Below are 23,906 nucleotides of genomic sequence, written 5' to 3' on the forward strand. Positions count from 1 at the left end.
CTACCAACTTCTGATGAACTCCGAATGCGCAGAGGGGTGCGTGGCAGTGAGGGGCAGGGTGCTAAGGTCCTGCTCCGAGAGGGGAACAACCCAGACCACCGGCTAAGGTCCCCAAGTGAATGCTAAGTTGAACAAAGGCGGTCCGGCTGCTGAGACAGCCAGGAGGTTGGCTTGGAAGCAGCCATTCCTTTAAAGAGTGCGTAACAGCTCACTGGTCGAGCGGGGCGGGCGTCGATAATAACCGGGCATCAAGCATTTCACCGAAGCCGTGGACTTGCAGTTAGACTGCAATGTGGTAGGAGAGCATTCTGACATCAGCGAAGCTGGGGCGTGAGCCATCTGGTGGAGAGGTCAGAAACGCAAATGTAGGCATAAGTAACGAGAATGAAGCTGAGAACGCTTCACACCGAAAGGCTAAGGGTTCCTCCGCGATGGCAGTCATCGGAGGGTTAGTCGGGGTCTAAGGGGCAGCCGAAGGGCGGGACCTGAGGGGGAACGGGTTAATAGTCCCGTACTACTGTTGCAGGTCACCTCATGACGGAGTGCTGGGGGTCTTGGGTGCTGACGGAATAGCACGCTGAGCGGAGACTTCGGTCGAAGCGAAAGGCTGAAGGGGCTTCCAAGAAAAGTGGGGTGATGGTAAGCGCAACGGTACCCGTACCGCAAACCGACACAGGTAGCCGGGAAGAATATTCTAAGGTGCGCGAAAGAATCATGGTTAAGGAACTCGGCAAGATGACCCTGTAACTTCGGGATAAGGGGGGCCGTCTCTTTCGGGAGCGGCTGCAGAGAAGAGGCCCAGGCGACTGTTTACCAAAAACACAGGACTCTGCCAAAATGAAAGTTGACGCATAGGGTCTGACACCTGCCCGGTGCTGGAAGGTTAAGGGGGGAGCTTAGTCTGCAAGGGCGAAGGTTTGAACTGAAGCCCCAGTAAACGGCGGCCGTAACTATAACGGTCCTAAGGTAGCGAAATTCCTTGTCGGGTAAGTTCCGACCTGCACGAATGGTGTAACGATCTGGGCACTGTCTCAACCATGAGTTCGGTGAAATTGTAGTAGCGGTGAAGATGCCGCTTACCCGCCACGGGACGGAAAGACCCCGTGCACCTTTACTACAGCTTAGTAGTGGGTGCTGGTTGTGGCTGTGTAGGATAGGCGGGAGGCTGTGAAGGGGTGTCGCCAGGCATCTTGGAGCCAACCTTGAAATACCGCCCTTTCACAACCGGCGTCCTAACCCTTTATGGGGGACATTGCTTGGTGGGTAGTTTGACTGGGGTGGTCACCTCCGAAAGGGTAACGGAGGTTTCCCAAGGTCCGCTCAGGCCGGACGGTAATCGGCTGGGGAGTGCAATAGCAGAAGCGGGCTTGACAGTGAGGCAAACAGGCCGATCTGGTGCGAAAGCAGGGTATAGTGATCCGGTAGTTCCGCATGGAAGGGCTATCGCTCAAAGGATAAAAGGTACGCCGGGGATAACAGGCTGATCTCCCCCAAGAGCTCACATCGACGGGGAGGTTTGGCACCTCGATGTCGGCTCGTCACATCCTGGGGCTGGAGAAGGTTCCAAGGGTTCGGCTGTTCGCCGATTAAAGTGGCACGCGAGCTGGGTTCAGAACGTCGTGAGACAGTTCGGTCCCTATCTGTGGTGGGCGTGGGAATACTGAGGGGGTCTGTCCTTAGTACGAGAGGACCGGGATGGACCAACCGCTGGCGGATCGGTTGTCTGGCCGCAGGCACGGCCGAGTAGCTACGTTGGGTTAGGATAAGCGCTGAAGGCATCTAAGTGCGAAACCGGCCCCAAGATGAGTGTTCCGTGTGGTAAGGGTTGTTGGAGACGACGACGTGGATAGGGTGCAGGTGTAGGCGTGGAGACGCGTTGAGCTGAGCACTACTAATGAGCCCGAGAGCGTATGGTTTGTGGCAGGTTGAGGGGCAGGTGGTTGGCGGGGTTTGGTTATGGATTTCTTTCTGTAGGGTAAAAGACAAGCAGGTACGGCGATAGCGCAGGGATGCGGTATCGGCAGAAGAGCAAAGAGTCAGGCTGGTGCTGGTCGGGCGGGTGCACACCTCTATCCATTCCGCACAGAGCCGTTAAGCCCCGTACTGCCGATGGTACTGCCGTCACAGGTGGGAGAGTAGGTAGGTGCCACCTGACTTTTTTTAGGATTGGGTCGAGTACCCGGCAAAGCGAGCTGATTCAGCTCGCTTTTTTTTGTTTATAGCTATTCTGAGAAGCATCTACTTTTATATAATCAGTATAACAGACATTTTTACCTGTTTCTTTAGTGATTAAGTTCCATGAATTAGACAATCCAATCATCGATTGTTATACATTTGTAATCCTTACATTCGTTTTATTTGAAAGCTAACTTTATCGTGTAATCATGAACAGAAGAGACGCCTTAATGCGGGTTGCCATGCTGGCGGGGGCAACTGTATCGCTGCCTGCGCTGGCTGATACGCTCGAAGCTTCAGCGGCCCAGCGCGTTCTTACTGGTAAACCAGTTTTGTTTACGGCTGATCAGGACGCTACGGTGGCGGAATTGGCCGAAACAATTATTCCGACAACCTCTACGCCCGGTGCAAAGGCCGCTAAGGTGAATGAAATCATTGATGTGATTCTGAAAGACTGTTACAAACAGGAAGATCAGCAACGATTCCTCGATGGGTTGACGCAGACGAACAAACTCAGTCAGGAGACATATGCGAAGGCATTTGTACAATTGGACCCGACTCAACGCATTGACATAGTCAAAAAACTGGAGGCTGATGCCAAACGGCAAATTGCTGAGATGAACAGCGCGAAGGCCGCTGCAAAAGTAGAAGGTGGGCAGGCTGATTTGCAGGTCCCTGACGCTAAAAAACGTTATACGCCCTTCTTTACTATGTTGAAGGATTTAACGCTGACGGGGTACTTCACGTCGGAAGTTGGCGCAACACAAGCGTTAGAGTATGTAGCCGTTCCGGGACGTTATGAGGGTTGTGTACCTCTGAAACCTGGCCAGAAAGCGTGGGCAATCTAAATCGGTAGTTGTGACGTTATCAGGTTTTATAGTATGCCGTGCGACACGATAACTATACAAACCTGTGATGTTAAAACACTATAACTTTTTTATAGGATGAATCTAAATATCGACGCAAAAAAAGATATGACCTACGACGCTATCGTTGTAGGGTCAGGTATTTCGGGCGGTTGGGCAGCTAAAGAATTAACTCAGAAGGGTTTGAAAGTGCTGATGCTGGAACGGGGGCGCGATGTGAAACACATTGAAGGCTATCCGACAGCAACAAATAATCCCTGGGATTTTCCACATCGGGGGCGCGTTACTGTGCAGGCGGCTGAAGAATACTGGGCCAACATGCGTACAGGCTACACTGCCAATGAAGAGTGGCGGCATTTTTTTGAAAACGATAAGGAACACCCTTATCTGGAGAAACGAAAAGTTGATTGGATTCGCGGCTACCATGTTGGGGGTCGCTCGTTGATGTGGGGGCGGCAAAGCTACCGCTGGAATAAAGAAGATTTTCTGGCGAATGCTAAAGAAGGGGTTGGTATCGACTGGCCGATTCGTTACGAAGATCTCGCACCGTGGTACACATATGTTGAAACATTTGCCGGTATATCAGGTAATAAAGACGGTCTGGATGTCTTGCCCGATGGTAACTTCCTGCCCGCCATGCAAATGAATTGCGTGGAGAAAGAGGTAAAAGCTCGGGTCGAAAAAGCGTTTGGAAAACGTAAAATTACGATAGGTAGAACCGCCCACCTTACCGATCCTAAGCAAATACACTATGATTTGGGCCGGGCGGCATGTCAGTTCCGTAATCAGTGTATGCGTGGTTGCCCGTATGGAGCTTACTTTAGTACACAGTCAGCTACCCTCCCGGCAGCCGTGAAAACCGGTCGGTTAACGCTACGCCCCGACTCGATTGTATCGGAAGTATTGTATGATGAAAAGAAAGGGAAAGCAACCGGGGTTCGGGTTGTTGACCAAAACACGAAGCAGGTACGCGAGTACTACGCCCGGATTATCTTTCTGAATGCATCGGCGTTTGCCAGTACGTATATTCTGATGAACTCCAAATCGAGCCGGTTTCCGAACGGAATGGGGAACGAATCTGATCAACTGGGCCGTAATATAATGGATCACCACCTCGCTGCCGGCGCATCAGGTACATTTGAGGGCTTGGAGGATCAGTATTATTACGGACGCCGGGCTAACGGGATCTATATTCCACGTTATCGAAACTGGAACGGCGATAAGCGGGATTACCTGCGTGGTTTTGGTTATCAGGGCGGGGCGAGTCGGGCTGGCTGGAGCCGGGGTAACGGCATGGAAGGATTTGGTGCTGATTTCAAAGAAAATCTTACCAAACCCGGCCCCTGGACGATGGGTATCGGTGGTTTTGGCGAAATGCTGCCCGATCCAAATAACCGTATGACCCTTTCGCCCGACCAAAAAGACAAATGGGGCTTACCCGTTATTGTGTTCGATGCCGCCTATGGCGAAAACGAGCATAAAATGCGGCAGGATATGATGAACGACGCGGCTGAAATGCTGGAAGCGGCTGGCGTGAAAAACGTTACACCTTATAATGACAAGACAAAAAATCCGGGCATCGGTATTCACGAAATGGGTACGGCAAGGATGGGGCGTGACCCCAAAACGTCGGTGCTGAATGCTCATAATCAATTGCATACGGTGAAAAACGTATTTAATACCGACGGTGCCTGTATGACTTCAGCTTCCTGTGTGAATCCATCGCTGACATACATGGCCCTGACGGCTCGCGCGGCTGACTTTGCAGTCAAAGAGATGAAGAAAGGAAATCTTTGAACATTGGGAGTTTAATATGTACTAAAAATAGGCCGTTAGCAGCGGCCTATTTTGATTTTTAAGGCCAGATAACGAAAAATAATAACTAAAATCTAACATTTCTATAGAGTAAGTGTTTAGTATATGACAAGGTTAAAAATAACTTACTCAACAAATGAAAAAAATCATAATGATGGGCTGGATGCTGGTAGCTGGCATAGCCCTCAACGCAAACGCACAAACTACAAACTCTGGTACAACAACCGGCTCTGGCTCAACTGGAACAACGACGGGGACGTACTCTAATGGCACGAACACCGGAACAAACACCGGCACCTACCAGACTCAGCCACCGACAACAAACTCGGGTACAATGCAGCAGGGTACTACCACCGGTCAAACCCAGCCTCCTACCACCAATTCGGGTACGATGCAGCAGGGCACAGGCACAACCGGTACAGGTAGCCAATATAATAATGCCGGAACAGGAAACTCGTCGAGTAGTACAAATTCGGTGAATGACCGCACCTCAACAGGTACATACTCAACCGGCACCGGGTCAATGCAAAATGGTTCAACCACGCGCACCAACGACTCGATGAACACAACCGACCGGACTAACACCGGATCGACAGGAAACACAAATCGACGGACGAAAAGCAGAAATAGCAACTCGTCGACCACAACAACGACCAATCCACCAAGAAAGTAATTGGTGATTGATAAGAAGAAGGGAACCGACTTGCAAAAGGTCGGTTCCCTTCTTTTTTGTATGTATAACTATAATCAGATAAGTTAAACTGTTTTTTTATAAGTTTTTGTTCAGTGTATCTACTCCGAGAGAATGGCATGATTTGTGCGGAAAATGGCACCACCCAGTGATATAAAATAAATGGACTGTTTACACATTTCTACATACAGATTTACGGGTAGAATTAGCGGAAAAAGACTACGACTTCGTTAGAGTTGATTAAACGCTAAAGGCTTGGCATGAATTTCGTCAGCTATCTGATGATTTCAGATATACTATGACAAGACGACTACCAGCTAAATTTATTTATCGGTATGCATGGTTAGTTGGTGGCCTACTAATCAGCATATCGGCTTTGGGTAGTTCGGGGGTGGTGGCTGATACATGCATTCATCCGCAACCACCGCTTATCAAGGGTAGTGGTACGGCCATTTGCCAGGATGAGCCGGTAACGCTCCGTGCGACCAATTGTGATGGAACGGTAGTTTGGTCGAATGGTGAAGTAGGTAATTCAATTACGGTTCGCCCTCAGCAAACAACCCGATATACGGCTATTTGCCGTGCCCAGTTGGGGTGCATTAGCTGTTTTGCCGACGTTTGGACTATCACCGTAAATACGCCTTTGGCACCTGTTGTTGTGGCATCGGCGGCTACCGTTTGCCCAGAGTCAGTGGTTTCATTGACCGCAACAAATTGTTCGGGTACAGTTCGCTGGCTCGACCAAAACGCAACGGGCGCAGTTTGGCAGGGGCAACTTCGGCAAACAACAACATTTCGGGCAGTATGCGACTATAAGAATTGTCTCAGCAGTCCATCGTTGCCAGTGTCGGTGCAAACGGCAGCGCCCGCAACGCCTGTTGTTTCAGTAGACAAGAACGCTGTTTGCGCCGGGCAACCTGTTCGGCTCACAGCATTGGGGTGTTCAGGCGTAGTGCGTTGGTCAGATGGTGGCATCGGACAAACACGCACAGTATCGCCTGATAAAAATACAACTTACCGGGCGTTGTGTGAGTTGGGAAACTGCCGGAGTGATAGTTCGCTGGCGCGGTATGTATCGGTCAATGCAACTACGTTATCGCTCCCCCAACAAACAGAGTTAACAAATCGCTGCCCGTTCCAAACCGCTGATTTGACGCGGTCAATCGACAGTCAGATTATCGGAAATTCCATTACATCGTACCTGTTTAAGAAAGAAGCTTTTCTGAGTAGCGATGATGTACAATCGCCGGGAGCTGCACTGGCCGGGGTGTATTACGTCTTCGGGCGCACTGCCGATGGGTGTTATACTGAGCCAATGGCCGTGACGGTTCGCATAGATGCCTGTCAGAATAGTATATCACCTTGCATGAGTAATCCGGCTACCGTAGTGGCTCGTATCGATTCGATGAACTGGTCTAAGGGCGTTGTGTATGTACGGGGTAAACTGGGCGGGTCGGCTGAGCGAGCCAGTTGGCAGAGCAGCGGGGGCGGTTTATTTACAGACACCGGGCTGCAAACGCGCTACTTGTTGTCGGAAATTGACCGACAGCGCGGGACTGTGGCGTTTACGCTAACGGTTGCCGACCCCGATGGTACTGGTCCATGTGTTGGTGCAACAGATCAACTAACCGCCGTTAGAGCAGAATCGTCGCGTTTGTTGACAGAAGCAGGTAAGCAGATAACGGACAAGTTAACGTCTGGAGCGGTTGTGGCTGTTGATGAGAGTGGGGAAGGCGTTTTTATTCCAGAGGGTTTCTCGCCCAATGGCGATGGTATTCACGACCGTTTTGTGATACAGCGCGTACCACCAGACGTAGTTATTCGGCTGGAGGTGTATAACCGCTGGGGGCATCGCGTGTACATGAATAACGCCTATGAAAATGACTGGGATGGTACTACAAATCAGGTATCGACCGGGACCGGACAGAGTCTGCCCGATGGAACGTACTACTATCAGGTGCGTTTGAGCGATGGGCGTGAGTTTGCGCGGTTCTTAACGTTGGCACGCTAAAGAAGCAGCAATGATTGACCAGACCATTCGTTGGAGAGTGTAAAACTACTGACAAAGTGGAGTAATAAGACGCCGATGCGTAATTATTGGACGAAAGGGATCGTAGTTTGTATGCTGTGTTTAAGCTGCCTGACAGCTTCGGCACAGATCGACTCGTTGTTGCAGCAGGCCGACCGTCTGCTGGGCTGGAAAGCGTATGGCCGGGCAATTGATGCATATACACAGCTACTTACTGAACAGAGCGATCAGCTCACGCCCGCTCAGAAAGCAACGGCGCAGGGCCGGTTGGCCTATGCCTACCAACAAGTGGGCGATGGTAGTAAAGCCGAGCGCTACTATCGGGAAGCTCTTGCGAACAGCCCTGCCGAAGACCCCCAACAAATACTCCAGTTTGCCAAGACCTTAGCCAGTAACGGTAAATTTCAGGAAGCACAGCGGCAATTTGAACGATACCAAAAACTGAAAGAAGCAGCTCCCTCCCGGCGTCCGTCGCCAGTGCCTACCGAATCGGCGGGCGGTAGCGAACGCAGCGAGTCAGTGCGTTATCGGCTCGACTATCTGGCCCTGAACTCAAAACGGGAAGATTTTAGTCCGGCTTTTTATCAGGATGGGTTAGTCTATGTATCGGGGCTGAAAGGTAACGCCACTATCGAAACCACCGGCAGCGGGGGCGGAGCCGGTTATCTCAATCTGGTGTATGCACCAGACCGGCGAGCCTTAAAAGCCAGTAGTATTATCAATGCCGATGGCAGTACCAGCACGGTTCCCAGAGAACGCTCCCGCTCCGAGCGAACCGTCGGCAATGACCATTATACGCGCCCGACTCCCAATGATTCTTACACAGTGCCTAATTTTGACGCGGGCGTTAATATTGCCGCCGGGTTGGGCTATTCTCCACGGCCTATCGACCCCGTTCGCGAGTTCAGTAAAAGCCTTAACTCGCGTTATCATGAAGGCCCGGCTACATTCTCGCGCGATGGATCACGAATTATTTTTACCCGAAATAATTACAATGAAGGCCGCGCCCGGAAAAGTGCAGAGGGGGTTAATAAACTAAAACTATATACGGCTCGCCAGCAAAACGGCACATGGGTCGATATTGAAGAACTCCCGTTTAACAATGACGAATATTCGGTGGGGCATCCTACACTGAGCCGCGACGAGCAGTTGTTATATTTTGCGTCTGACATGCCCGGCGGTTTTGGCGGTACTGATATTTACGTAAGCAAATGGCAGAATGGAGAGTGGGGAAAGCCTCTTAACCTCGGCGAAGCAATCAATACAAAAGGTAATGAACTGTTTCCGTTCGTTGACGACGCCGGAAATCTTTACTTTTCAACCGACGGACGCCGGGGAATGGGCGAATTAGATATCTTCTTTGCTTCGGTAGTCGGCGGAACCCGCGTACAGAGTGTTCAGCATCTGGACGCGCCTATTAACTCTCCCCAGGATGATTTCGGATTGATTACCGATGCCACTCGCCAGGGCGGTTATTTTAGCAGCAATCGGCGCGAAGGCAACGACGACATTTATCGATTCGTGCGCGAAAGTTCATTGTTTGGTTGCCGCGACCTGACCATCCGGCTATACGACACCCAGAACGACCTGCCGTTAGACAGCGTAACCGTGATAGCCAAAGCGCGGGGCGAGGGCCGGGCCGATCAAACGCTCGTGACCGACGTAAACGGCTATATTCAGCTTTGCTTAGAAGCCAACAACGATTTCACGTTCCAGGCCAGCCGCGATGGGTACGTAAACTCGACCGTTGGTTTCTCGACCCGCAACTTAACCGACGACCAGCCGAGCCAGCTTGAAATGGGCATGTTTAAGCCCACTATCATAATGGATACTGTAACGACCTACGTCGAACCAGCCGGGCCGCTCACCCGCTCACGGGTGCGCGGAGTGGTGTTGAGCGAACGCGACCGTAGACCGCTCGAAGGCGTAACGGTTCGGCTTCGCAACGACTGCGACCGTAGCCAGCGCGAGTATGTAACAGGGGCCGACGGTCGGTATGTATTTGATCTGGTAGAAGGCTGTGATTATACACTGATAGCCTCCAAAGCCGCTTTTGGAACGAATACGAATCGAATAAAACGATTGCCCAAAAAAGCGAAACCTAAAGAATTGTCGGCTGATTTGCGCATGTTAAGCGTGGGAGACGTGGTTACGATTGACAATATTTACTACGACTTTGGCGGCTACAACCTGCGTCCCGATGCCGCCCGCGAATTAGATAAGATGGTGGCGACCATGCAAAAATATCCGACCCTTATTATCGAGATCCGGTCGCATACCGACAGCCGGGGCGACGCGGCCCGGAACAAAGCCCTGTCGGAGCAGCGGGCCAGGTCAGTTGCCAGTTATCTGGCAGCGAAGGGAATCAGCCGCAAACGCATGACCGCTATTGGTATGGGCGAATCGCAGTTAGTAAATAACTGTACCGACGACGTGATCTGCACGGAGGCCGAACATCAGCGCAACCGCCGAACTGAATTCCGGGTGGTCGAAATTAAGTGAAAAGTGAAAAATGAAGCATGAAAAGTGAGAATACTCGCGGCTATCCCGTATTTTTCACTTTTCACTTTTCACTTTTCACTTTTCACGTTGATTATTTTCCCCAACGCAAAAATCAACCTCGGCCTGCGTATAATCGAAAAGCGGCCCGACGGTTTTCATAATCTGCAATCGTGCTTTTACCCGGTCGGCTGGAACGACGTGCTGGAGATAATTCCTGCCGAAACGTTTCAATTTAGCAGCAGCGGACTCCCCATTCCGGGCGACGATTCGACGAACGTAACCAATAACCTGTGCGTTCGGGCGTATAAACTGCTAAACGCCGATTTTGATTTGCCCCCCGTACACATCCACCTGCACAAAGTGGTGCCTATTGGTGCCGGGCTGGGCGGTGGCTCGGCAGATGCAGCTTTTGCCCTCCGGGTATTGAATGAGCGTTTTTCGCTTGGGCTACACGTTGATGCACTGGAAAACTACGCCCGTCAGTTGGGTAGCGACTGTGCGTTTTTTGTTCAGAATAAACCTGTTTATTGTCTCGAAAAGGGCGACGTGTTCGAGCCGATTGCGATTGACCTGACTGGCTTTCACATCATGCTGGTGTATCCTAATCTGGCGATTTCTACTGCGGAGGCTTACGCCCGTGTGCGACCTCATCTGCCCGAAACCCCGCTGCGGACGCACCTGCTGGCCCCGGTCGAAACCTGGCGAGAAACCGTTCGTAACGATTTTGAGGATAGTCTGTTTCCGGCGTACCCCGTGCTGGCCCACATCAAACAGCAACTCTATGAAGCAGGTGCCATATATGCCAGCATGAGCGGCTCAGGGTCAACGTTATATGGTCTGTTTCACGCACCGGTCGAAACGCCAAACCAATTTTCGGCCTACCGCGTTTGGAAAGGAAGGCTACAGACCGTGAACTGATTTCGATGAGCAACCTGATTACCAAACGACGAGAACCGTTCCGCTTTATGGTGTGGCTGGGTATTGCCAGCAGCCTACTCTTTTTTACGATTCTACTGGCTACTTACGTGATTCGGCGCACAGCCTCCGACTGGGCCGACGTGAAACTGCCGATGGTTTTTTTGGTGAGTACTATTGCTATTGTTCTCAGTAGCTTGACGCTGCACAATGCGAATAGTGCGTTTCGGCACGAGCGGTTTAGCAATTACCGGATGAATATGGCTACCACGCTGGCCCTCGGTACGCTATTTATCATATTGCAAGCCTGGGGGTGGCGGCAAATGCTGCGGTCGGGTGTTAAACTGGCCGGGAATCCATCGGCAGATTTTGTTTATATTATCTCCGGCGTCCATTTACTGCACATCCTTATCGGTCTGATTTTGCTGGCGGTTGTACTGGCTGAAGCCCTGCGCCGTCGGCCTTATATCGATTCGTTCGTCTACAGTGTAAACCCGCCGAATCTGCTCAAAATCAAGCTAATTACGCTGTATTGGCATTTTGTCGATATTCTGTGGGTCGGTTTATTTGTGTTCCTGCTGATTCATCAGGGGCTTGATCTGTCGCTGTCGTTATAAACATCGTTGACGTTGAACCTACGCGAAAAATTATTCCTGACGGGTCTGTTTCTCCTGCATTTTGTTGGTACGCAGGCGCAGTCGAAAGGCTATATGATTGGCGACGTTGTTGCTGATTTTCAGCTTAAACATGTAAATGGACAGACCGTTGGCTTACCGGACTACCGCACGCAGAAAGGGCTGATTGTGGTTTTTACTTCCAATCACTGTCCGTTCGCCAAGGCATACGAAAACCGGATACAGGAACTTGACCGGCGATATGCGGCTCAGGGGTTTCCAGTCTTGGCAATCATGCCCAACGACCCAACGGTTTACGAAGACGATTCCTTTGAGGCCATGAAAGTAAGGGCAGCCGAAAAAGCGTATTCGTTCGCGTATGCCATTGACGAAACGCAGACCACGGCGCGGGCTTTTGGAGCTACGCGAACTCCGCAGGTATTCGTGCTGAAAAATGCGAACAGCCAGTTTGTCTTAGAGTATGTTGGGGCTATTGATGATAACCCGCAGGATACAACGGGTATACAACGGCGGTATGTAGAAGAAGCCGTAAATTATTTGCTGGAAGGCCGCCCAGTACAGTCGCCTATCACAAAACCAATCGGTTGTGCGATCAAGTGGAGGTAGCCATGTCAAGCTTTGGCACGGCCTTTGCCAGTGGCTCAGCGTAATCAAACTACACAAACTCGTTATGAAAAAAATTCAATACTATGCCAGCGCACTGATGCTGGTTGCATCGCTCTCGTTACTGCAAAGCTGCGGTTCCGACAACAAGAATGAATCGCGTACAGAAGACGCCATGGAGCGCACAGGCGATGCCATCGAAGCGGATACGAAAGAGGCTACCGCTGAAGCACGCGAAGACATGAATGAAACTGCTGCTGATTTTGAGCGTGAGCGCAAGGAAGCGGTAGCCGAAATGAACCAGCAGAAAGATAAGTTAGATGCCCGAATCGACAACTTGCAGGCCGATATCAAGCGTCAGGGCAATAAAGTGAAAGCCGAGTCGCGCGAAGAACTGGCCGAACTCGAAGCCGAACGCAAGGAACTGCGAAACGATATCGATAAGGCACAGAACGCTACGGCGGCTGCCTGGAAAGACATTAAAGCTGGCTTCAAACAGGCTGGCAAAAATATCAGCAATGCCTTCGATAAAGCCGAAGACAAAGTTGATCCCGACGGGAAAGACGATAACTAAAACCTTTTGGCAGATATGCGAACGCCGACTCACAAATGTGGTCGGCGTTTTTTATAGGCGTTGTGTGAGGTGTTTTTTCTACAATTCCGTCTCAAATTGGCTTCAATATCAGCTCCTCGCCGGGTTGGCAGGAACGTTCTAAGGTGTTGCCCTGCATTATTTTTCCGTTGACCTGATATTGTTCGCCAAGGCCATGCACTAATCGTAACGCCCCGCCCGCCAAACTCTTCACCCGAATCTCGGCAACTTTATTATCGCGCACGGTGGCCCCGATTTGAAACGCGCCGTCGGTGCGAATACGCTCGAACGAGAGTTCGCGCCAGGTGCGGGGCAGGCCGGGTAGCACGTAAATGCCATCGTCGCGGCTTTGTACGAGCAGTTCCAGCACGGCGTTCAGCGCACCGAAACCGCCATCTAACTGCATAATTTCGCGGTTTTGCTTCTCTTTGGTCCAGTCAGGTGCACCCATAATGCTGTTGCCATTATTGTTAGCATTATGCAGCGTACCGCGTCCTTCGTTGGTGAAATTATCTTTCCAGTAATGCAGCCAGTTTACGGCGGCTTCGGACTGACCCGTTCGGGCCAGCAACGTACTGGCCCACGGTACGCACCAGCCCGACCAGCCACCGGCACCTCGAAACCGCCACGTTGTCAGGCTATTGTCTACGATTTTGCGCTGCGCCGGATTGTTCAGGTCAATAGTTGCGAAGGGGTAAATACCGGCCAAATGTGAATGATGCCGGTGGCTTCCGTCGAGGTCTTTGCCCTGCCATAAGCCAATCCGCTCGTTCGTCAGGTTCCATTCGCTCATGTACACGCCTTTTACGGTAGTGTAGAGCGGCAGTCGCTTATCAACGTCGGCCCAGCGCGGGTCGATAGGCTGACCGAGCGCGCGGGCCGCTTCGGGCAAAATCCGGCAGATGCGATGCAGCGCGGCTAACTGAAAACTGGCGTCGCGGCCCCAGGCATTTGGCCCATCGCCCCCGTATTCGGGCGAAACGGAAATGGGCAGGCTGAACCGTTTGCCGCCCGTAGCACTGCCTGACGAATCCACGCCGGGAACTTCTTCGAGCATGGCGTAGTAGCCCTCAAATGCACCGACGAGCAGGGGCCACGCCATGTCGGTCAGCACCTGTTTGGCGTCAGGCTGGTCGAGGCCGTAGCGGTAATGCTGCCAGGCCATTTGCGCCATCCAGGCCGTACAGGCGTGGTCGATAGTGCCGGTCCAGAACGTACCAACTACCCGGCAACGGTCATCAACGGCGTGGGGCAGCATCAGCGCACCTTTGCGGCCAAAGAAAGCTTCACCATTTTGTTTAAGTGTAGGCATCCAGCCGCGCATCATGGTCCAGAGCGGCCCGAAATGGCTGAGCCGGTTGGTAGCCAGTGCAGGCCAGTACATCATCTGTACATTGATGTTAAAATGATAATCGTTGCTCCACGGCACAATCTGGTAGTCTTCCATAAACGGTCCCTGCAATGCAGCCGCTACACCCTGCGGGGGCGACACGCAGGCTTGTTTATACAACCCATAGTCAACAATCTCCTGCAAAGCCGGGTCGGGCAGCGAGATTTTCGGAACAGAAGCCCAGTATTCCTGCCAGAATTGGGGTGTCGTGTTGATCATGCGTTTCGACTGACCTACGCCCGTTAAAAGTTGTTCAACTACGGATTGTTTTTTAGATACCTCTGATGCGACGTAAATATTACCATTTCGTTTGGCATACCCAATGGTAAGTGCATCGTCGCTTGGCAGTAACTGCTGAAAACCATCTAATCCTCCGTCTACAGCCATCGACCAGTCTTCAGCAGGTTTCACACCCGACTTTTCCAATTGACTTTTCGTGAACATTGAGGCTGGTACTAAACGCACCGATAGCGTTGAGCTGTTGACGAGCGGTTTGGGTAATTGCACCTCGGTTAATTCAGCATCGACGGCCTGTTTAACGACTAAATGCTCTTCAGTCTTAACAGAGGAAAGAGCAACGATTACGATCTCCCCCCGACCCATATCCAACTCGCCCCGTTTCAGTGTCCAGCCTTCGGGCAGTGTAATCTCCAGCCGTCCGCCCCCCAACTGCTGCGGATGCCCGAAGCCCTGATCGCCAGTTTTGGGCATAGCAAAAGCGCGTTTGATACCGTCGTAATCGCCCGCCTGCAACAGCCGCTTTACATCCTGGTAGGTTGTCTTCCCCGATGGCCGGCCCGCCGTAAATTCGTTCCCGCCCCGGTGGTCCCAGAAACCGGCTCGGCCAATGGTAATGTTCAACTGCCTGTCTCTGCCCCAGATCATCAGCCCCTGCGTGCCGTTGCCAAGTAGTATGCCGGTGTGTGGGCGTGTTATGGGGAAGTGCCAGACGAGCGGCTGAGCAGGCTGCGCGAAGGAGCAGAGCGATACAAGCAGGGTGCTAATGAGGAAGAAAAAAGAGCGCATAATTCCGTAAGCGGGCGAATTAATTTGTCCGCTTATGGAACAAGGAAGATACACACCGGTTTTTACTGGTATGAGCCTTGTTACCGTAACTGTTCTTCGCTATCAACCCCGTATGCGTTTTCGGGCGTTTGCCAATATGGGCCGGGTGCTGATGCAACCTATTCGGGCCGAGGGTCTTCGATTCAGCAAACTCATGGGTAGCGGCATTGACTTCGGCCTGATTCCCGACCTCTCAACCTACGTTCATCTTGGTGTTTGGGAAGATACCGAACACGCCAACGCCTTTCAGCAAACGTCGGCTTATCACCAGCTTCAGGACGGAACCGAACAGGTCAGAACGCTCTATTTATCGCCACTGAAGTCGCACGGGCATTGGGATGGCATCAATCCTTTTCCAGTTGTGAGCCAACAACCCCGGCAAGATTGTTCGCTGATGGCTGTTCTTACTCGTGCTACTATCCGCCCACGTGCCCTACCCGATTTCTGGCGACACGTACCGCAGGCCCGCCAACGACTTCGTGAACAGGGCGATAAGCTGTTGTTTGGTATTGGCGTTGGTGAGGTGCCTTTGATCCAGCAATGCACCATCAGCGTGTGGCGCGACGCTGCCGCCGTTGATCAATATGCCTACCGTCAAAGCGGCCATCGCGAAGTAGTGCGCCTGACCCGACAGCGTAACTGGTATAGCGAAGAACTTTTCGCCCGGTTCAGGGTGCTTCAGGGGGCTGAGGATATGTTCACTGCCTGATACAACGACTGATACGACTGCCGTAACAGGTTATCTATGCGCTGCCAATCGGCCTCGGTAATGGCCTCGCCCCGCTGATCGCGAAAGAGCATAGCTTCGGTGCGCAAACGCCCGTAGTCGGTGCAGGTAGCTGGCGGAACGTGGTATAAATCGGCTACGACCTGTGTCTGGAGTGCGGCCCATTCGGCGGGTGGATGCTGTTCGCGTTCGCGCCGGATTATCCACCATTCCAGTTCATTGCGAGCCGCTTTGCTTACGTCAACCGGGCGTTTGCTGAGTTGGTTGATACCTTCATAAAAAGCGTTCAGATCGGGCAATGCCCGGTTATAATCGGCGCGATTTTTCCCGTCTTTGAACACAAACGCAGCTTTGGCGGCATGATAGGAAATAACGAACGAACGCCAGAATGGCGCATGAACCTGCTTTCGGAGCAATTCTGCCGACTGCCAGAACAGCAACAGTGGCTTCCGCTCGTAATACGACCGCCACATCAGCCCGTCTAACCGGGCCACCTCGGCAGGGTCGAATTGCCGGAGATCGACTTGCCGGGGAATGAGCAAGTCTGCTACTATCCAGCCCGATAGTAACAACGGAAATAGCCATGTAAGAATACGCTTCATGAGTTTGAGAACAGCTCAGCAATATGAAGTACTCTATCAAACATACGCTCAATATGGGCGATTGTCTTTGTTTTCGAGTCAGAAAAATTGTTATTTTGCGGGCTAAATTGTACGTATATCGCGAAATGTCTGTTATTAACAAGATTAGAGAACGATCAGGCTTGGCAGTCGGCATCATTGCTGTTAGCTTAATCCTGTTTATTGTAGGGGGAGATTTGCTGGGTGGCGGAAACCTCTTCAGTGGAAATCAGCAAAAAGTAGGCGAAATTGCTGGTCAATCCATCGATTATCAGGAATATAACGCCAAAGTAGACGAACTCCGGGAACAGTTTCAGCAGCAGACAGGCCGCACCCCGGCTGAGCAGGACCTCGTTCAACTCCGCGAGCAAGCCTGGAATCAGCTTTTGTTCGAGATTGCGTACCAGGCCGAATTCGATAAACTGGGGCTGAAAGTATCGCCCGAAGAATTGATCGACATGGTGCAGGGAAATAACATCAGCCCCGCCGTGCGGCAAGCCTTTACAAACCCACAAACAGGCGTTTTCGACAAAAACGGCATCATTAGCTTCCTGAAAGGGTTAAAGAACCAACCACCCGACCGGCAGGCTGCGTGGGCTGCGTTTGAGAAAAACTTGGTGGCCGAGCGGTTGCGTGAAAAATACGAGAGCCTGATGCGTCTGTCGTCTTTCGTTACTACTGCCCAAGCGCAAAAAGAGTATCAGGCACAAAATTCAAAAGCTGATCTGAAATTTCTTCTTGTGCCATACTACACCATCAATGATACGGCGGTGAAGGTAACGGATTCGCAATTGCAGGATTATCTCAATACCCACAAAGACGAGTTTCCTGGTGTCAACAGCCGTTCTATCCAGTATGTAACGTTCTCGGTAGCTCCGTCGAAAGAAGACAGTGCCGCACTCTACGCCCAGATTAAATCGCTGGCACGGGGACTGGGTGGCGCACAAAATGATTCGACGTTTGCGCAACAAAACTCCGACGTTCGGGTGCCGCTGTACCTGACAGCCGGAGAAATGCCCGAGCAACTCCGGGCGTCGATTCCGACGTTCTCGCCGGGCGGCATCTACGGTCCGTTTCGCGAAGGCAACACCTATTTTATCTACAAATACGGTGGCTCCAAGAAAGATACGAGCTTTACGGCCCGCGCCAGCCATATCCTGATTCGCCCAACGGCACAAACGGATTCTGCCAAAGCCGATGCGCGTCGTCGGGCCGAAGGTATTCTGAAGCAAATTCAGGCCGGTGCCGCGTTTGAAGCACTGGCACAGCAGTTCAGTGCCGACGGATCGGCGCAGAACGGTGGCGATTTGGGGTATTTCAAAAATAACGGCCAAATGGTGAAGCCGTTTGAATCGGCAGTATTCGGAGCTACTTCCGAAGGGTTGATTCCGCGCATTGTGGAAACGGATTTTGGTTTCCACATCATTAAGGTGACGCAACCGAAAACCAATACGCTGTATCGGGTGGTAGGTATCGGTAAAACCATTGAAGCCAGCCAGGCAACCCGCGATGAAGCCTTGCGCAAAGCCGATCAGTTTGCAGCAGACGTGCGTACAAAAGACGCTTTCGATGCCAAGGTGAAAGAAGATAAATCGCTGATTGTAGCTACAGCCGACCGTATTCCGGAAGGAGCCTCGACCATTAACGCGCTAACCGATGCCCGTCAGGTTGTACGCTGGGCATTCGAGGATAAAACGGATGTTGGCAGTGTTTCAGAACCATTTGAAGTGGGTAATCAATATGTGATTGCGGTGCTGAACAACAAGACCGACAAAGACGACGTAAAGGTTGACGACTACCGCGCTGAACTGACCGCCAAAGTTCGCAATGAACTGAAAGCCGGGCAGATCATGGGGAAACTTGGTAATACCACGGGCACACTCGAAGCGATAGCGCAGAAATACGGGGCTGGTGCGCTGGTTGAAGAAGTACAGGACGTGAACTTAGCCACAGGCTTCCTGAAAAGCGCGGGCGTTGACCCCGTTGCGCTGGGCCGCGCTTTCGGGCAGAAGCCGGGCAAACGCTCGAAACCCTTTGCGGGCGATGCTGGTGTGCTGATTGTTGAAACCACCCGCCTGACCCCGGCCCCCGCCGTTGCTGACTATACGCTTTACAAAACTCAGCTTCAGCAGAATCAGACTGCCCGTTTAGGTTTCTATATCAACGAAGCCATCAAGGAAGCTGCCAAAGTAGAAGATCGACGGGCCAAGTTCTATTAATCACTTACTCGTTCATTATGTAAAACCCCGCTGTCAATAGTTCGACAGCGGGGTTTTTTGTGGTATAAAAGCAGATGCGAGCAGATTGCTGTTGCCTTGCCGCGTTATCAGGTGTTGCGCAGGTACGCAACCATTTTTACCAACGCTTTTGCCCGGTGGCTGATGGCGTTTTTTTCGTCCATGCTCAATTCGGCGAGGGTGCGGTCATAGCCGTCGGGCAGGAAAATAGGGTCGTAGCCGAAGCCGTTGACTCCGCGTGGTGCGTCAACAATTTGTCCATCAAAAATCCCTTCAAACTGGTGTTCTACTCCGTGTAGTATGAGCGTAAACACCGTCACAAACCGAGCTTTGCGGTTTGTTTGTCCGTTCAGCTTAGAAAGTACTTTCTGAATGTTGGCGTTAAAATCACGGCTACCTGAATAATAGGCCGAATCGACGCCAGGCTCACCGTTGAGCGCGTCTATTTCCAGCCCTGAATCGTCGGCGAAGCACGAAAGGCCGAAATGTTTCCAGACATATTCGGCCTTCTGGCGCGAGTTGCCGGGAATAGTGCCGGAGGTTTCGGGCAACTCGTCGGTGCAGCCAATGTCGAGCAGGGTTTTGAGCGTAAACGCATCACCGAGTACGGCAGCTACTTCGGCTAATTTGTGTTGGTTGTTGGTGGCAAAGCAAAGTTCCATATACAAAAAAAGCCGCTTGTGCGAAGAACGCCAAGCGGCTTGGTAAAATGTGTATGGATTACTGCACTTTTACTACCTGTATGTCAAAGCGTAAGGGCGTATATGGCAAAATTCGTTGTGCCCCACGACCCGTACCGGTAGCACCATAACCCACTTTTGAAGGGAAAATGATAGTACCCTTTTCACCCGCCCGCATTTGCAGTAACCCAGATTGTAAACCTTGAATAGAGTTGGTAGTTCCAATTGTTACTCGGAAACTCCCTGTGTTATTAGAGTCGAAAGTGCTGCCGTCCAAGCGATAACCGGTATAATTAATTGTCACATTTTTCCCCGTCGTAATCGCTGCCGAATCTGTTGGCTGTACGAGTGTTTTGATTACCCGTACACTGTCGCTGGTTGTCGTTGTTACAGTCAGGTTATTGGTGCGGATATAGTCGCGAATCTGTTCGTTTTCAGTGCGAACGCTCACAATACGCATGTCGTAGCGCACGGGCGAATACTGCGGCAACAGCAACGTGCCCACCCGACCTCCATCAGCAAAAGCGGGTACCAGTACCGAACCTTCTTCGCCTTCCTTCAATTTCAGAATAGCCGCATACTTACCTAATGTAATGCCCGTAGTTGCATTCTCGGCCAGAATCACCGACGCCGGTACATTGCCGGCAATATCGGTGCTATCAACAATGACGCCATCTAACCGGCGGGCAATGTAATGATAGCGCACTTCGTCGCCCGTTGCCGGAGCCTGGGCATTTGGAACCGTTTTGGTCGGGAAAAAATAAATTCCGTTTTCGAGATTAGTGGCCGAGATATTATTGGCCGTAATGTATGCCTGAATGTCGGCCTCGTTTTCGCGTCGTTTGCGATCAATCAAGGCTTCACCCTGTTCCTGACACGACGCCAGAAGTGCCGAAACGGCCAACAGGCTGTAGGCCCAGAAAAAACGCGATGGTGTAACAATCATAAATGCGTTGAAGAGTTTACCTCTCTGTCTAACGAAAATGAACCGCGCAGTTGTTCGTCGCGGTTCATTTTTTAATGAGTTTTAAGAAATCTACCGGCCCGGCTGTGGCATACCCGGTGCCATGCCCGGCTGCCCTTTCTGAATGTCGATCAGTTCAATATCGAACAACAGCACCGAGTTGGGAGGAATGCCCTGATTGCCGCGCGGTCCGTAAGCCAGTGTCGATGGGATAATCAGCGTAGTTTTCTCGCCTTTGTGCATCTTCATCACGCCCTCTTCCCAGCCCGGAATCACCATGCCTACGCCTACCTGAAACTGTGCGGGCTTACCACCTGCCTGCGGATTTGTACGCGAACTGTCGAATACTTTACCATCGAGCAACTTGCCTGTGTAATGCACCGAAACCGCATCGCCCCGGTTGGGGGTAGGGCCGCTGCCGGGTTGCGTCACTACGTAGTAAACACCACCCTCGGTTTTCTGCACCTTGCCCGTCAGGCCATTTTTGCTAATGTAGTCCTGAATAATTTTGGCGTCGACACCTTTTTGCTTTTCAAAATCAGCCGCCTGTGTTTTCTTGAATTCGTCTTCGCTCTGAACGTTCAGAAGTTTCACCGCTATGCCAATGTCAGTACCTTTCTGCACACCCGGAGGAAACGACTGCATAGCCCGCGCAAACAGTGAGTCGGCACTCACGTAGAACACAGCACTGTCGCCTTTGCCGAGTTTGGTCAAGCCTTCTTCATAGGAGCCTTTAAACGGTGGCACCTGCAACAACATCTGGAATGGCGCACCTTCTTTGTGCGTATCGCGCAGCACTGAATCTTTGCTGTTCATCAGCGTCAGGTGCATGGTCAGAATATCGCCAATTTTAGCTTTACGGGCATCGCCAGCATCTTCGTGAATCTGGTACTTCAGCCCGTTTTCCGTTACCTGAACGCGGTTTTTACCGCACGACGCCAGCACGGCGACAATCAGGGCGGCCTGGCCTAACTGTTTGAAAGACATGAGAAATTATTGTTTGTTATTATGTTCACTATTCAATTTGTTCAGACAACTTCTGCCAGTTGCTGCTGATAGAGCGGCAACACGTCGAGCAGCCGACGCTCGGTTTCGGCCAGCGATAATTTGGAACGACCACCAGCCGCATTTCGATGCCCACCGCCGTTGAAATGCGTACTCGCCAGTTCGCGCACCGAAAAATCGCCGACTGACCGGAACGACAACCGAATTTCGTCGACACGGTCAATCAAAATAGCCGCCATTACCACGCCTTCAACCGCCAGCGCGTAGTTTACCATACCTTCGGTGTCGCCGGTTTTTGAGCGATACCGCTTCAGTTCACTGTCGGTCAGCATGATGTAGGCAAACTTATACTGGGGCAATACTTTCAGTTTTTCGTTGAGTACGTAACCCAGCAACCGAAACTTATCGAGCGATACGTTATCGAAGATGCGCCGGTGAATGCTGCTCACGTCGATGCCGATGTCGAGCAGTTCAGCGGCTGTCCGGTGTACATCGCCCGTCGTATTACCGTGCCGGAACGAACCCGTATCGGTCATCAGACCCGCATACAGACACTCAGCGATGGGTACATCGATTAATTCTTTATCGCCCAATGCGGTAATAAGCTGAAAAATCAATTGTGCCGTGGCGGCTGCCGACGTATCCCACAACTGCAAGTCGGCGAACGATTCGGGTTCAAGATGATGATCGATCATGACCTTGCGGGCGCGGGCCTGCCGCACCAGCGGAGCCAGATCGCGAATGCGGTCGAGGGCCGAAAAATCGAGGCAGAAGATAACATCGGCATCAGCCACCAGTTGCGTTACCTGCACCCGCGATTTCTCGTTAAAATCGATAACACCCTCGTTACCGGAGAGCCAGTGCAGATTTTGCCCATAGTCGGTGGGTGTCACAACTGTAACGTGGTGGCCTTTTTTTCGGAGGTAACCCGCCAGCCCCAGCGACGAGCCCATGGCGTCGGCATCGGGGTTTTGGTGGGTGGTAATCAGCACGGTTTGGGGTTGCCCAATCAGCGTACCGATTGCGTCAATATCTTGCATACACACAGGGCCTCAGCCACAATCGAAACCCAAAAGTACGAAGAAATCAGATACCAGCGGGTATTTAGCTCCGTGCGACTTTTCATTGGAAAACCCATACCTTTGCGGCCAAATATAAGCAGGACATTATCTCTCAGAATGGCAACGAACCGAACGTTCACCATGATTAAGCCCGATGCCGTTGAGGCCGGGTACACCGGAGCAATCATCAAAATGATCGAAGAAGCGGGTTTCCGCATCGTGTCGATGAGTAAAACCCAACTGACGCCCGAGCGGGCCGGTCAGTTTTATGCTGTTCACAGTCAGCGGCCTTTTTACAACGATCTTTGCGCATACATGTCGTCGGGAGCGATTGTACCGATGGTTTTGGAGAAAGAAAACGCCGTAGCCGACTTTCGCAAGCTGATTGGAGCCACCAACCCGGCGCAGGCCGAAGAAGGCACAATCCGCAAACTGTTCGCTAAATCGCTGGAAGCCAACGCCATTCACGGCTCAGATTCTGACGAAAACGCGCAGATCGAAGGCAGCTTCTTCTTCTCAGGAACCGAGCAATTCTAAACCTGGCGTCTGAACCAGGATTAGCCAGGATTTGCGAGATTAAACAGGATTTATCGCTGCGCTTACTGGATTATCAAACAAGCGCAGCGTAGAATCTTGCGGTGATCTTGTAAATCCTGGCTAATCCTGGTTCTGATGGTTCTGATGCTTCTGGTAAAACTTACAGAAATCTTTCAACTGGCATATTTCGCATTTGGGGGCGCGGGCAACGCAGACGTACCGACCGTGCAGGATGAGCCAATGATGTGCTTTCGGGACGTACTGTTTCGGGATGTAAGCCATCAATGCTTTTTCGACGGCTAAAGGCGTAGTTGCCGACAGCGGAGCCAGCCCCAGCCGGTGCGATACCCTGAATACGTGCGTGTCGACCGCCATCGTTGGCGCATTGTACACCACCGAGAGAATCACATGCGCTGTCTTGCGACCTACGCCCGGCAGCGTCTGCAACTCTTCGACCGTTGCCGGAATTTCCCCTCCAAATTTTTCCAATAGTGTCCTTGCCATGCCAACGAGGTGCTTTGCCTTGTTGTTTGGATACGACACACTGCGAATGTAGGTAAAGACTTCATCGACCGAAGCCGCTGCCAGCGACTCGGGTTCGGGAAAACGGGCGAACAGCGCGGGAGTAATTTGATTAATTCGCTTGTCGGTACACTGCGCCGATAAAATCACGGCCACCAGCAATTCAAACGGATTAGTAAAATTCAGTTCGGTTTGCGGTTCGGGATAGTGCTGGATAAAGTAGTCAAGAAAACGGCGGAAACGCTCTTTCTTTTGCATACGAGTAAAGCGGCAGG

At 51.7% G+C, this 23,906-nt stretch carries 19 protein-coding genes and 2 rRNA genes (1 of these 21 cut by a window edge); 14 read left to right on the forward strand and 7 right to left on the reverse strand.

From position 1 onward, the window contains the following. The 11 genes from AWR27_RS22850 to AWR27_RS22900 all read left to right on the forward strand — a co-directional run. A 23S ribosomal RNA gene (locus AWR27_RS22850) occupies positions 1-1,916 on the forward strand (it extends 930 nt beyond the left edge of the window). 124 nt (positions 1,917-2,040) lie between these two features. After that, positions 2,041-2,152, forward strand: a 5S ribosomal RNA gene (gene rrf, locus AWR27_RS22855). A 232-nt stretch (positions 2,153-2,384) separates the two neighbouring features. After that, positions 2,385-3,023: a gluconate 2-dehydrogenase subunit 3 family protein gene (locus AWR27_RS22860; protein ID WP_232325907.1), complete on the forward strand. Its 639-nt coding sequence runs from the start codon at positions 2,385-2,387 to the stop codon at positions 3,021-3,023. Between the two features lie 96 nt (positions 3,024-3,119). Continuing rightward, positions 3,120-4,838 (forward strand): GMC oxidoreductase, encoded by a 1,719-nt coding sequence (locus AWR27_RS22865; RefSeq protein WP_077133332.1) that lies wholly within the window; start codon positions 3,120-3,122, stop codon positions 4,836-4,838. Between the two features lie 154 nt (positions 4,839-4,992). Continuing rightward, positions 4,993-5,529: a hypothetical protein gene (locus AWR27_RS22870; RefSeq protein WP_077133333.1), complete on the forward strand. Its 537-nt coding sequence runs from the start codon at positions 4,993-4,995 to the stop codon at positions 5,527-5,529. Between the two features lie 316 nt (positions 5,530-5,845). Beyond that, on the forward strand, positions 5,846-7,558 hold the full coding sequence (locus AWR27_RS22875) for a gliding motility-associated C-terminal domain-containing protein (protein ID WP_077133334.1): 1,713 nt from the start codon (positions 5,846-5,848) through the stop codon (positions 7,556-7,558). A 75-nt stretch (positions 7,559-7,633) separates the two neighbouring features. Further along, positions 7,634-10,078, forward strand: coding sequence for an OmpA family protein (locus AWR27_RS22880; protein ID WP_077133335.1), 2,445 nt, complete (start codon positions 7,634-7,636; stop codon positions 10,076-10,078). Between the two features lie 87 nt (positions 10,079-10,165). Then, positions 10,166-10,996: a 4-(cytidine 5'-diphospho)-2-C-methyl-D-erythritol kinase gene (gene ispE, locus AWR27_RS22885; protein ID WP_077134156.1), complete on the forward strand. Its 831-nt coding sequence runs from the start codon at positions 10,166-10,168 to the stop codon at positions 10,994-10,996. Positions 10,997-11,001: 5 nt separating this feature from the next. Continuing rightward, complete coding sequence (locus AWR27_RS22890; RefSeq protein ID WP_077133336.1) at positions 11,002-11,610, forward strand: cytochrome c oxidase subunit 3; 609 nt, start codon at positions 11,002-11,004, stop codon at positions 11,608-11,610. Between the two features lie 12 nt (positions 11,611-11,622). Further along, positions 11,623-12,234 carry a thioredoxin family protein gene (locus AWR27_RS22895; RefSeq protein WP_077134157.1) on the forward strand — a complete coding sequence of 204 codons (612 nt, stop codon included), beginning with the start codon at positions 11,623-11,625 and terminating at the stop codon, positions 12,232-12,234. A 64-nt stretch (positions 12,235-12,298) separates the two neighbouring features. Further along, positions 12,299-12,805 carry a sll1863 family stress response protein gene (locus AWR27_RS22900; protein ID WP_077133337.1) on the forward strand — a complete coding sequence of 169 codons (507 nt, stop codon included), beginning with the start codon at positions 12,299-12,301 and terminating at the stop codon, positions 12,803-12,805. A gap of 91 nt (positions 12,806-12,896) precedes the next feature. Here the strand turns inward: AWR27_RS22900 and AWR27_RS22905 are convergent, their stop codons facing one another. Next, positions 12,897-15,239 carry a glycosyl hydrolase family 95 catalytic domain-containing protein gene (locus AWR27_RS22905; RefSeq protein ID WP_157579292.1) on the reverse strand — a complete coding sequence of 781 codons (2,343 nt, stop codon included), beginning with the start codon at positions 15,237-15,239 and terminating at the stop codon, positions 12,897-12,899. A 70-nt stretch (positions 15,240-15,309) separates the two neighbouring features. Between AWR27_RS22905 and AWR27_RS22910 the strand changes: the two genes are divergently transcribed. Further along, a complete protein-coding gene (locus AWR27_RS22910; protein ID WP_077133339.1) occupies positions 15,310-15,987 on the forward strand; it encodes a DUF3291 domain-containing protein in 678 nt (225 codons plus the stop codon). On the opposite strand, the gene AWR27_RS22915 is transcribed toward AWR27_RS22910, so the two are convergent. Next, entirely contained in the window at positions 15,957-16,607 is a 651-nt protein-coding gene (locus tag AWR27_RS22915; protein ID WP_077133340.1) for a hypothetical protein, read from the reverse strand. The two genes, AWR27_RS22910 and AWR27_RS22915, sit on opposite strands and share 31 nt — an antisense overlap. Before the next feature lie 125 nt (positions 16,608-16,732). On the opposite strand from AWR27_RS22915, the gene AWR27_RS22920 reads away from it, so the two are divergent. Next, on the forward strand, positions 16,733-18,844 hold the full coding sequence (locus AWR27_RS22920) for a peptidylprolyl isomerase (RefSeq protein ID WP_077134158.1): 2,112 nt from the start codon (positions 16,733-16,735) through the stop codon (positions 18,842-18,844). 107 nt (positions 18,845-18,951) lie between these two features. Here AWR27_RS22920 and rdgB read toward each other — a convergent pair whose 3' ends face one another. The 4 genes from rdgB to AWR27_RS22940 form a co-directional block, all read right to left on the reverse strand. Next, positions 18,952-19,524: an RdgB/HAM1 family non-canonical purine NTP pyrophosphatase gene (rdgB, locus tag AWR27_RS22925; RefSeq protein WP_077133341.1), complete on the reverse strand. Its 573-nt coding sequence runs from the start codon at positions 19,522-19,524 to the stop codon at positions 18,952-18,954. 58 nt (positions 19,525-19,582) lie between these two features. Then, on the reverse strand, positions 19,583-20,488 hold the full coding sequence (locus AWR27_RS22930; RefSeq protein WP_077133342.1) for an FKBP-type peptidyl-prolyl cis-trans isomerase: 906 nt from the start codon (positions 20,486-20,488) through the stop codon (positions 19,583-19,585). A gap of 90 nt (positions 20,489-20,578) precedes the next feature. Further along, on the reverse strand, positions 20,579-21,493 hold the full coding sequence (locus AWR27_RS22935; protein ID WP_077133343.1) for an FKBP-type peptidyl-prolyl cis-trans isomerase: 915 nt from the start codon (positions 21,491-21,493) through the stop codon (positions 20,579-20,581). Between the two features lie 41 nt (positions 21,494-21,534). After that, positions 21,535-22,551, reverse strand: a complete 1,017-nt coding sequence (locus AWR27_RS22940) for a DHH family phosphoesterase (protein ID WP_077133344.1) — start codon at positions 22,549-22,551, stop codon at positions 21,535-21,537. 138 nt (positions 22,552-22,689) lie between these two features. Between AWR27_RS22940 and AWR27_RS22945 the strand changes: the two genes are divergently transcribed. After that, positions 22,690-23,109: a nucleoside-diphosphate kinase gene (locus AWR27_RS22945; RefSeq protein ID WP_077133345.1), complete on the forward strand. Its 420-nt coding sequence runs from the start codon at positions 22,690-22,692 to the stop codon at positions 23,107-23,109. A 120-nt stretch (positions 23,110-23,229) separates the two neighbouring features. On the opposite strand, the gene nth is transcribed toward AWR27_RS22945, so the two are convergent. Next, positions 23,230-23,889 carry an endonuclease III gene (nth, locus tag AWR27_RS22950; protein ID WP_077133346.1) on the reverse strand — a complete coding sequence of 220 codons (660 nt, stop codon included), beginning with the start codon at positions 23,887-23,889 and terminating at the stop codon, positions 23,230-23,232. Positions 23,890-23,906: the final 17 nt, after the last annotated feature.

Origin of the sequence: Spirosoma montaniterrae, from assembly GCF_001988955.1 — a bacterium.
Classification (GTDB): Bacteria; Bacteroidota; Bacteroidia; order Cytophagales; family Spirosomataceae; genus Spirosoma; species Spirosoma montaniterrae.

Bases quoted from the DNA above. Each gene is read 5' to 3' on its own strand.
- AWR27_RS22900 (WP_077133337.1), top strand. From the start codon at position 12,299: ATGAAAAAAATTCAATACTATGCCAGCGCACTGATGCTGGTTGCATCG.
- AWR27_RS22910 (WP_077133339.1), top strand. From the start codon at position 15,310: ATGAGCCTTGTTACCGTAACTGTTCTTCGCTATCAACCCCGTATGCGT.
- AWR27_RS22880 (WP_077133335.1), top strand. From the start codon at position 7,634: ATGCGTAATTATTGGACGAAAGGGATCGTAGTTTGTATGCTGTGTTTA.
- AWR27_RS22915 (WP_077133340.1), bottom strand. From the start codon at position 16,607: ATGAAGCGTATTCTTACATGGCTATTTCCGTTGTTACTATCGGGCTGG.
- AWR27_RS22890 (WP_077133336.1), top strand. From the start codon at position 11,002: ATGAGCAACCTGATTACCAAACGACGAGAACCGTTCCGCTTTATGGTG.
- AWR27_RS22945 (WP_077133345.1), top strand. From the start codon at position 22,690: ATGGCAACGAACCGAACGTTCACCATGATTAAGCCCGATGCCGTTGAG.
- rdgB (WP_077133341.1), bottom strand. From the start codon at position 19,524: ATGGAACTTTGCTTTGCCACCAACAACCAACACAAATTAGCCGAAGTA.
- AWR27_RS22930 (WP_077133342.1), bottom strand. From the start codon at position 20,488: ATGATTGTTACACCATCGCGTTTTTTCTGGGCCTACAGCCTGTTGGCC.
- AWR27_RS22875 (WP_077133334.1), top strand. From the start codon at position 5,846: ATGACAAGACGACTACCAGCTAAATTTATTTATCGGTATGCATGGTTA.
- nth (WP_077133346.1), bottom strand. From the start codon at position 23,889: ATGCAAAAGAAAGAGCGTTTCCGCCGTTTTCTTGACTACTTTATCCAG.
- AWR27_RS22940 (WP_077133344.1), bottom strand. From the start codon at position 22,551: ATGCAAGATATTGACGCAATCGGTACGCTGATTGGGCAACCCCAAACC.
- AWR27_RS22935 (WP_077133343.1), bottom strand. From the start codon at position 21,493: ATGTCTTTCAAACAGTTAGGCCAGGCCGCCCTGATTGTCGCCGTGCTG.
- AWR27_RS22920 (WP_077134158.1), top strand. From the start codon at position 16,733: ATGTCTGTTATTAACAAGATTAGAGAACGATCAGGCTTGGCAGTCGGC.
- AWR27_RS22865 (WP_077133332.1), top strand. From the start codon at position 3,120: ATGAATCTAAATATCGACGCAAAAAAAGATATGACCTACGACGCTATC.
- AWR27_RS22905 (WP_157579292.1), bottom strand. From the start codon at position 15,239: ATGCGCTCTTTTTTCTTCCTCATTAGCACCCTGCTTGTATCGCTCTGC.
- AWR27_RS22860 (WP_232325907.1), top strand. From the start codon at position 2,385: ATGAACAGAAGAGACGCCTTAATGCGGGTTGCCATGCTGGCGGGGGCA.
- AWR27_RS22870 (WP_077133333.1), top strand. From the start codon at position 4,993: ATGAAAAAAATCATAATGATGGGCTGGATGCTGGTAGCTGGCATAGCC.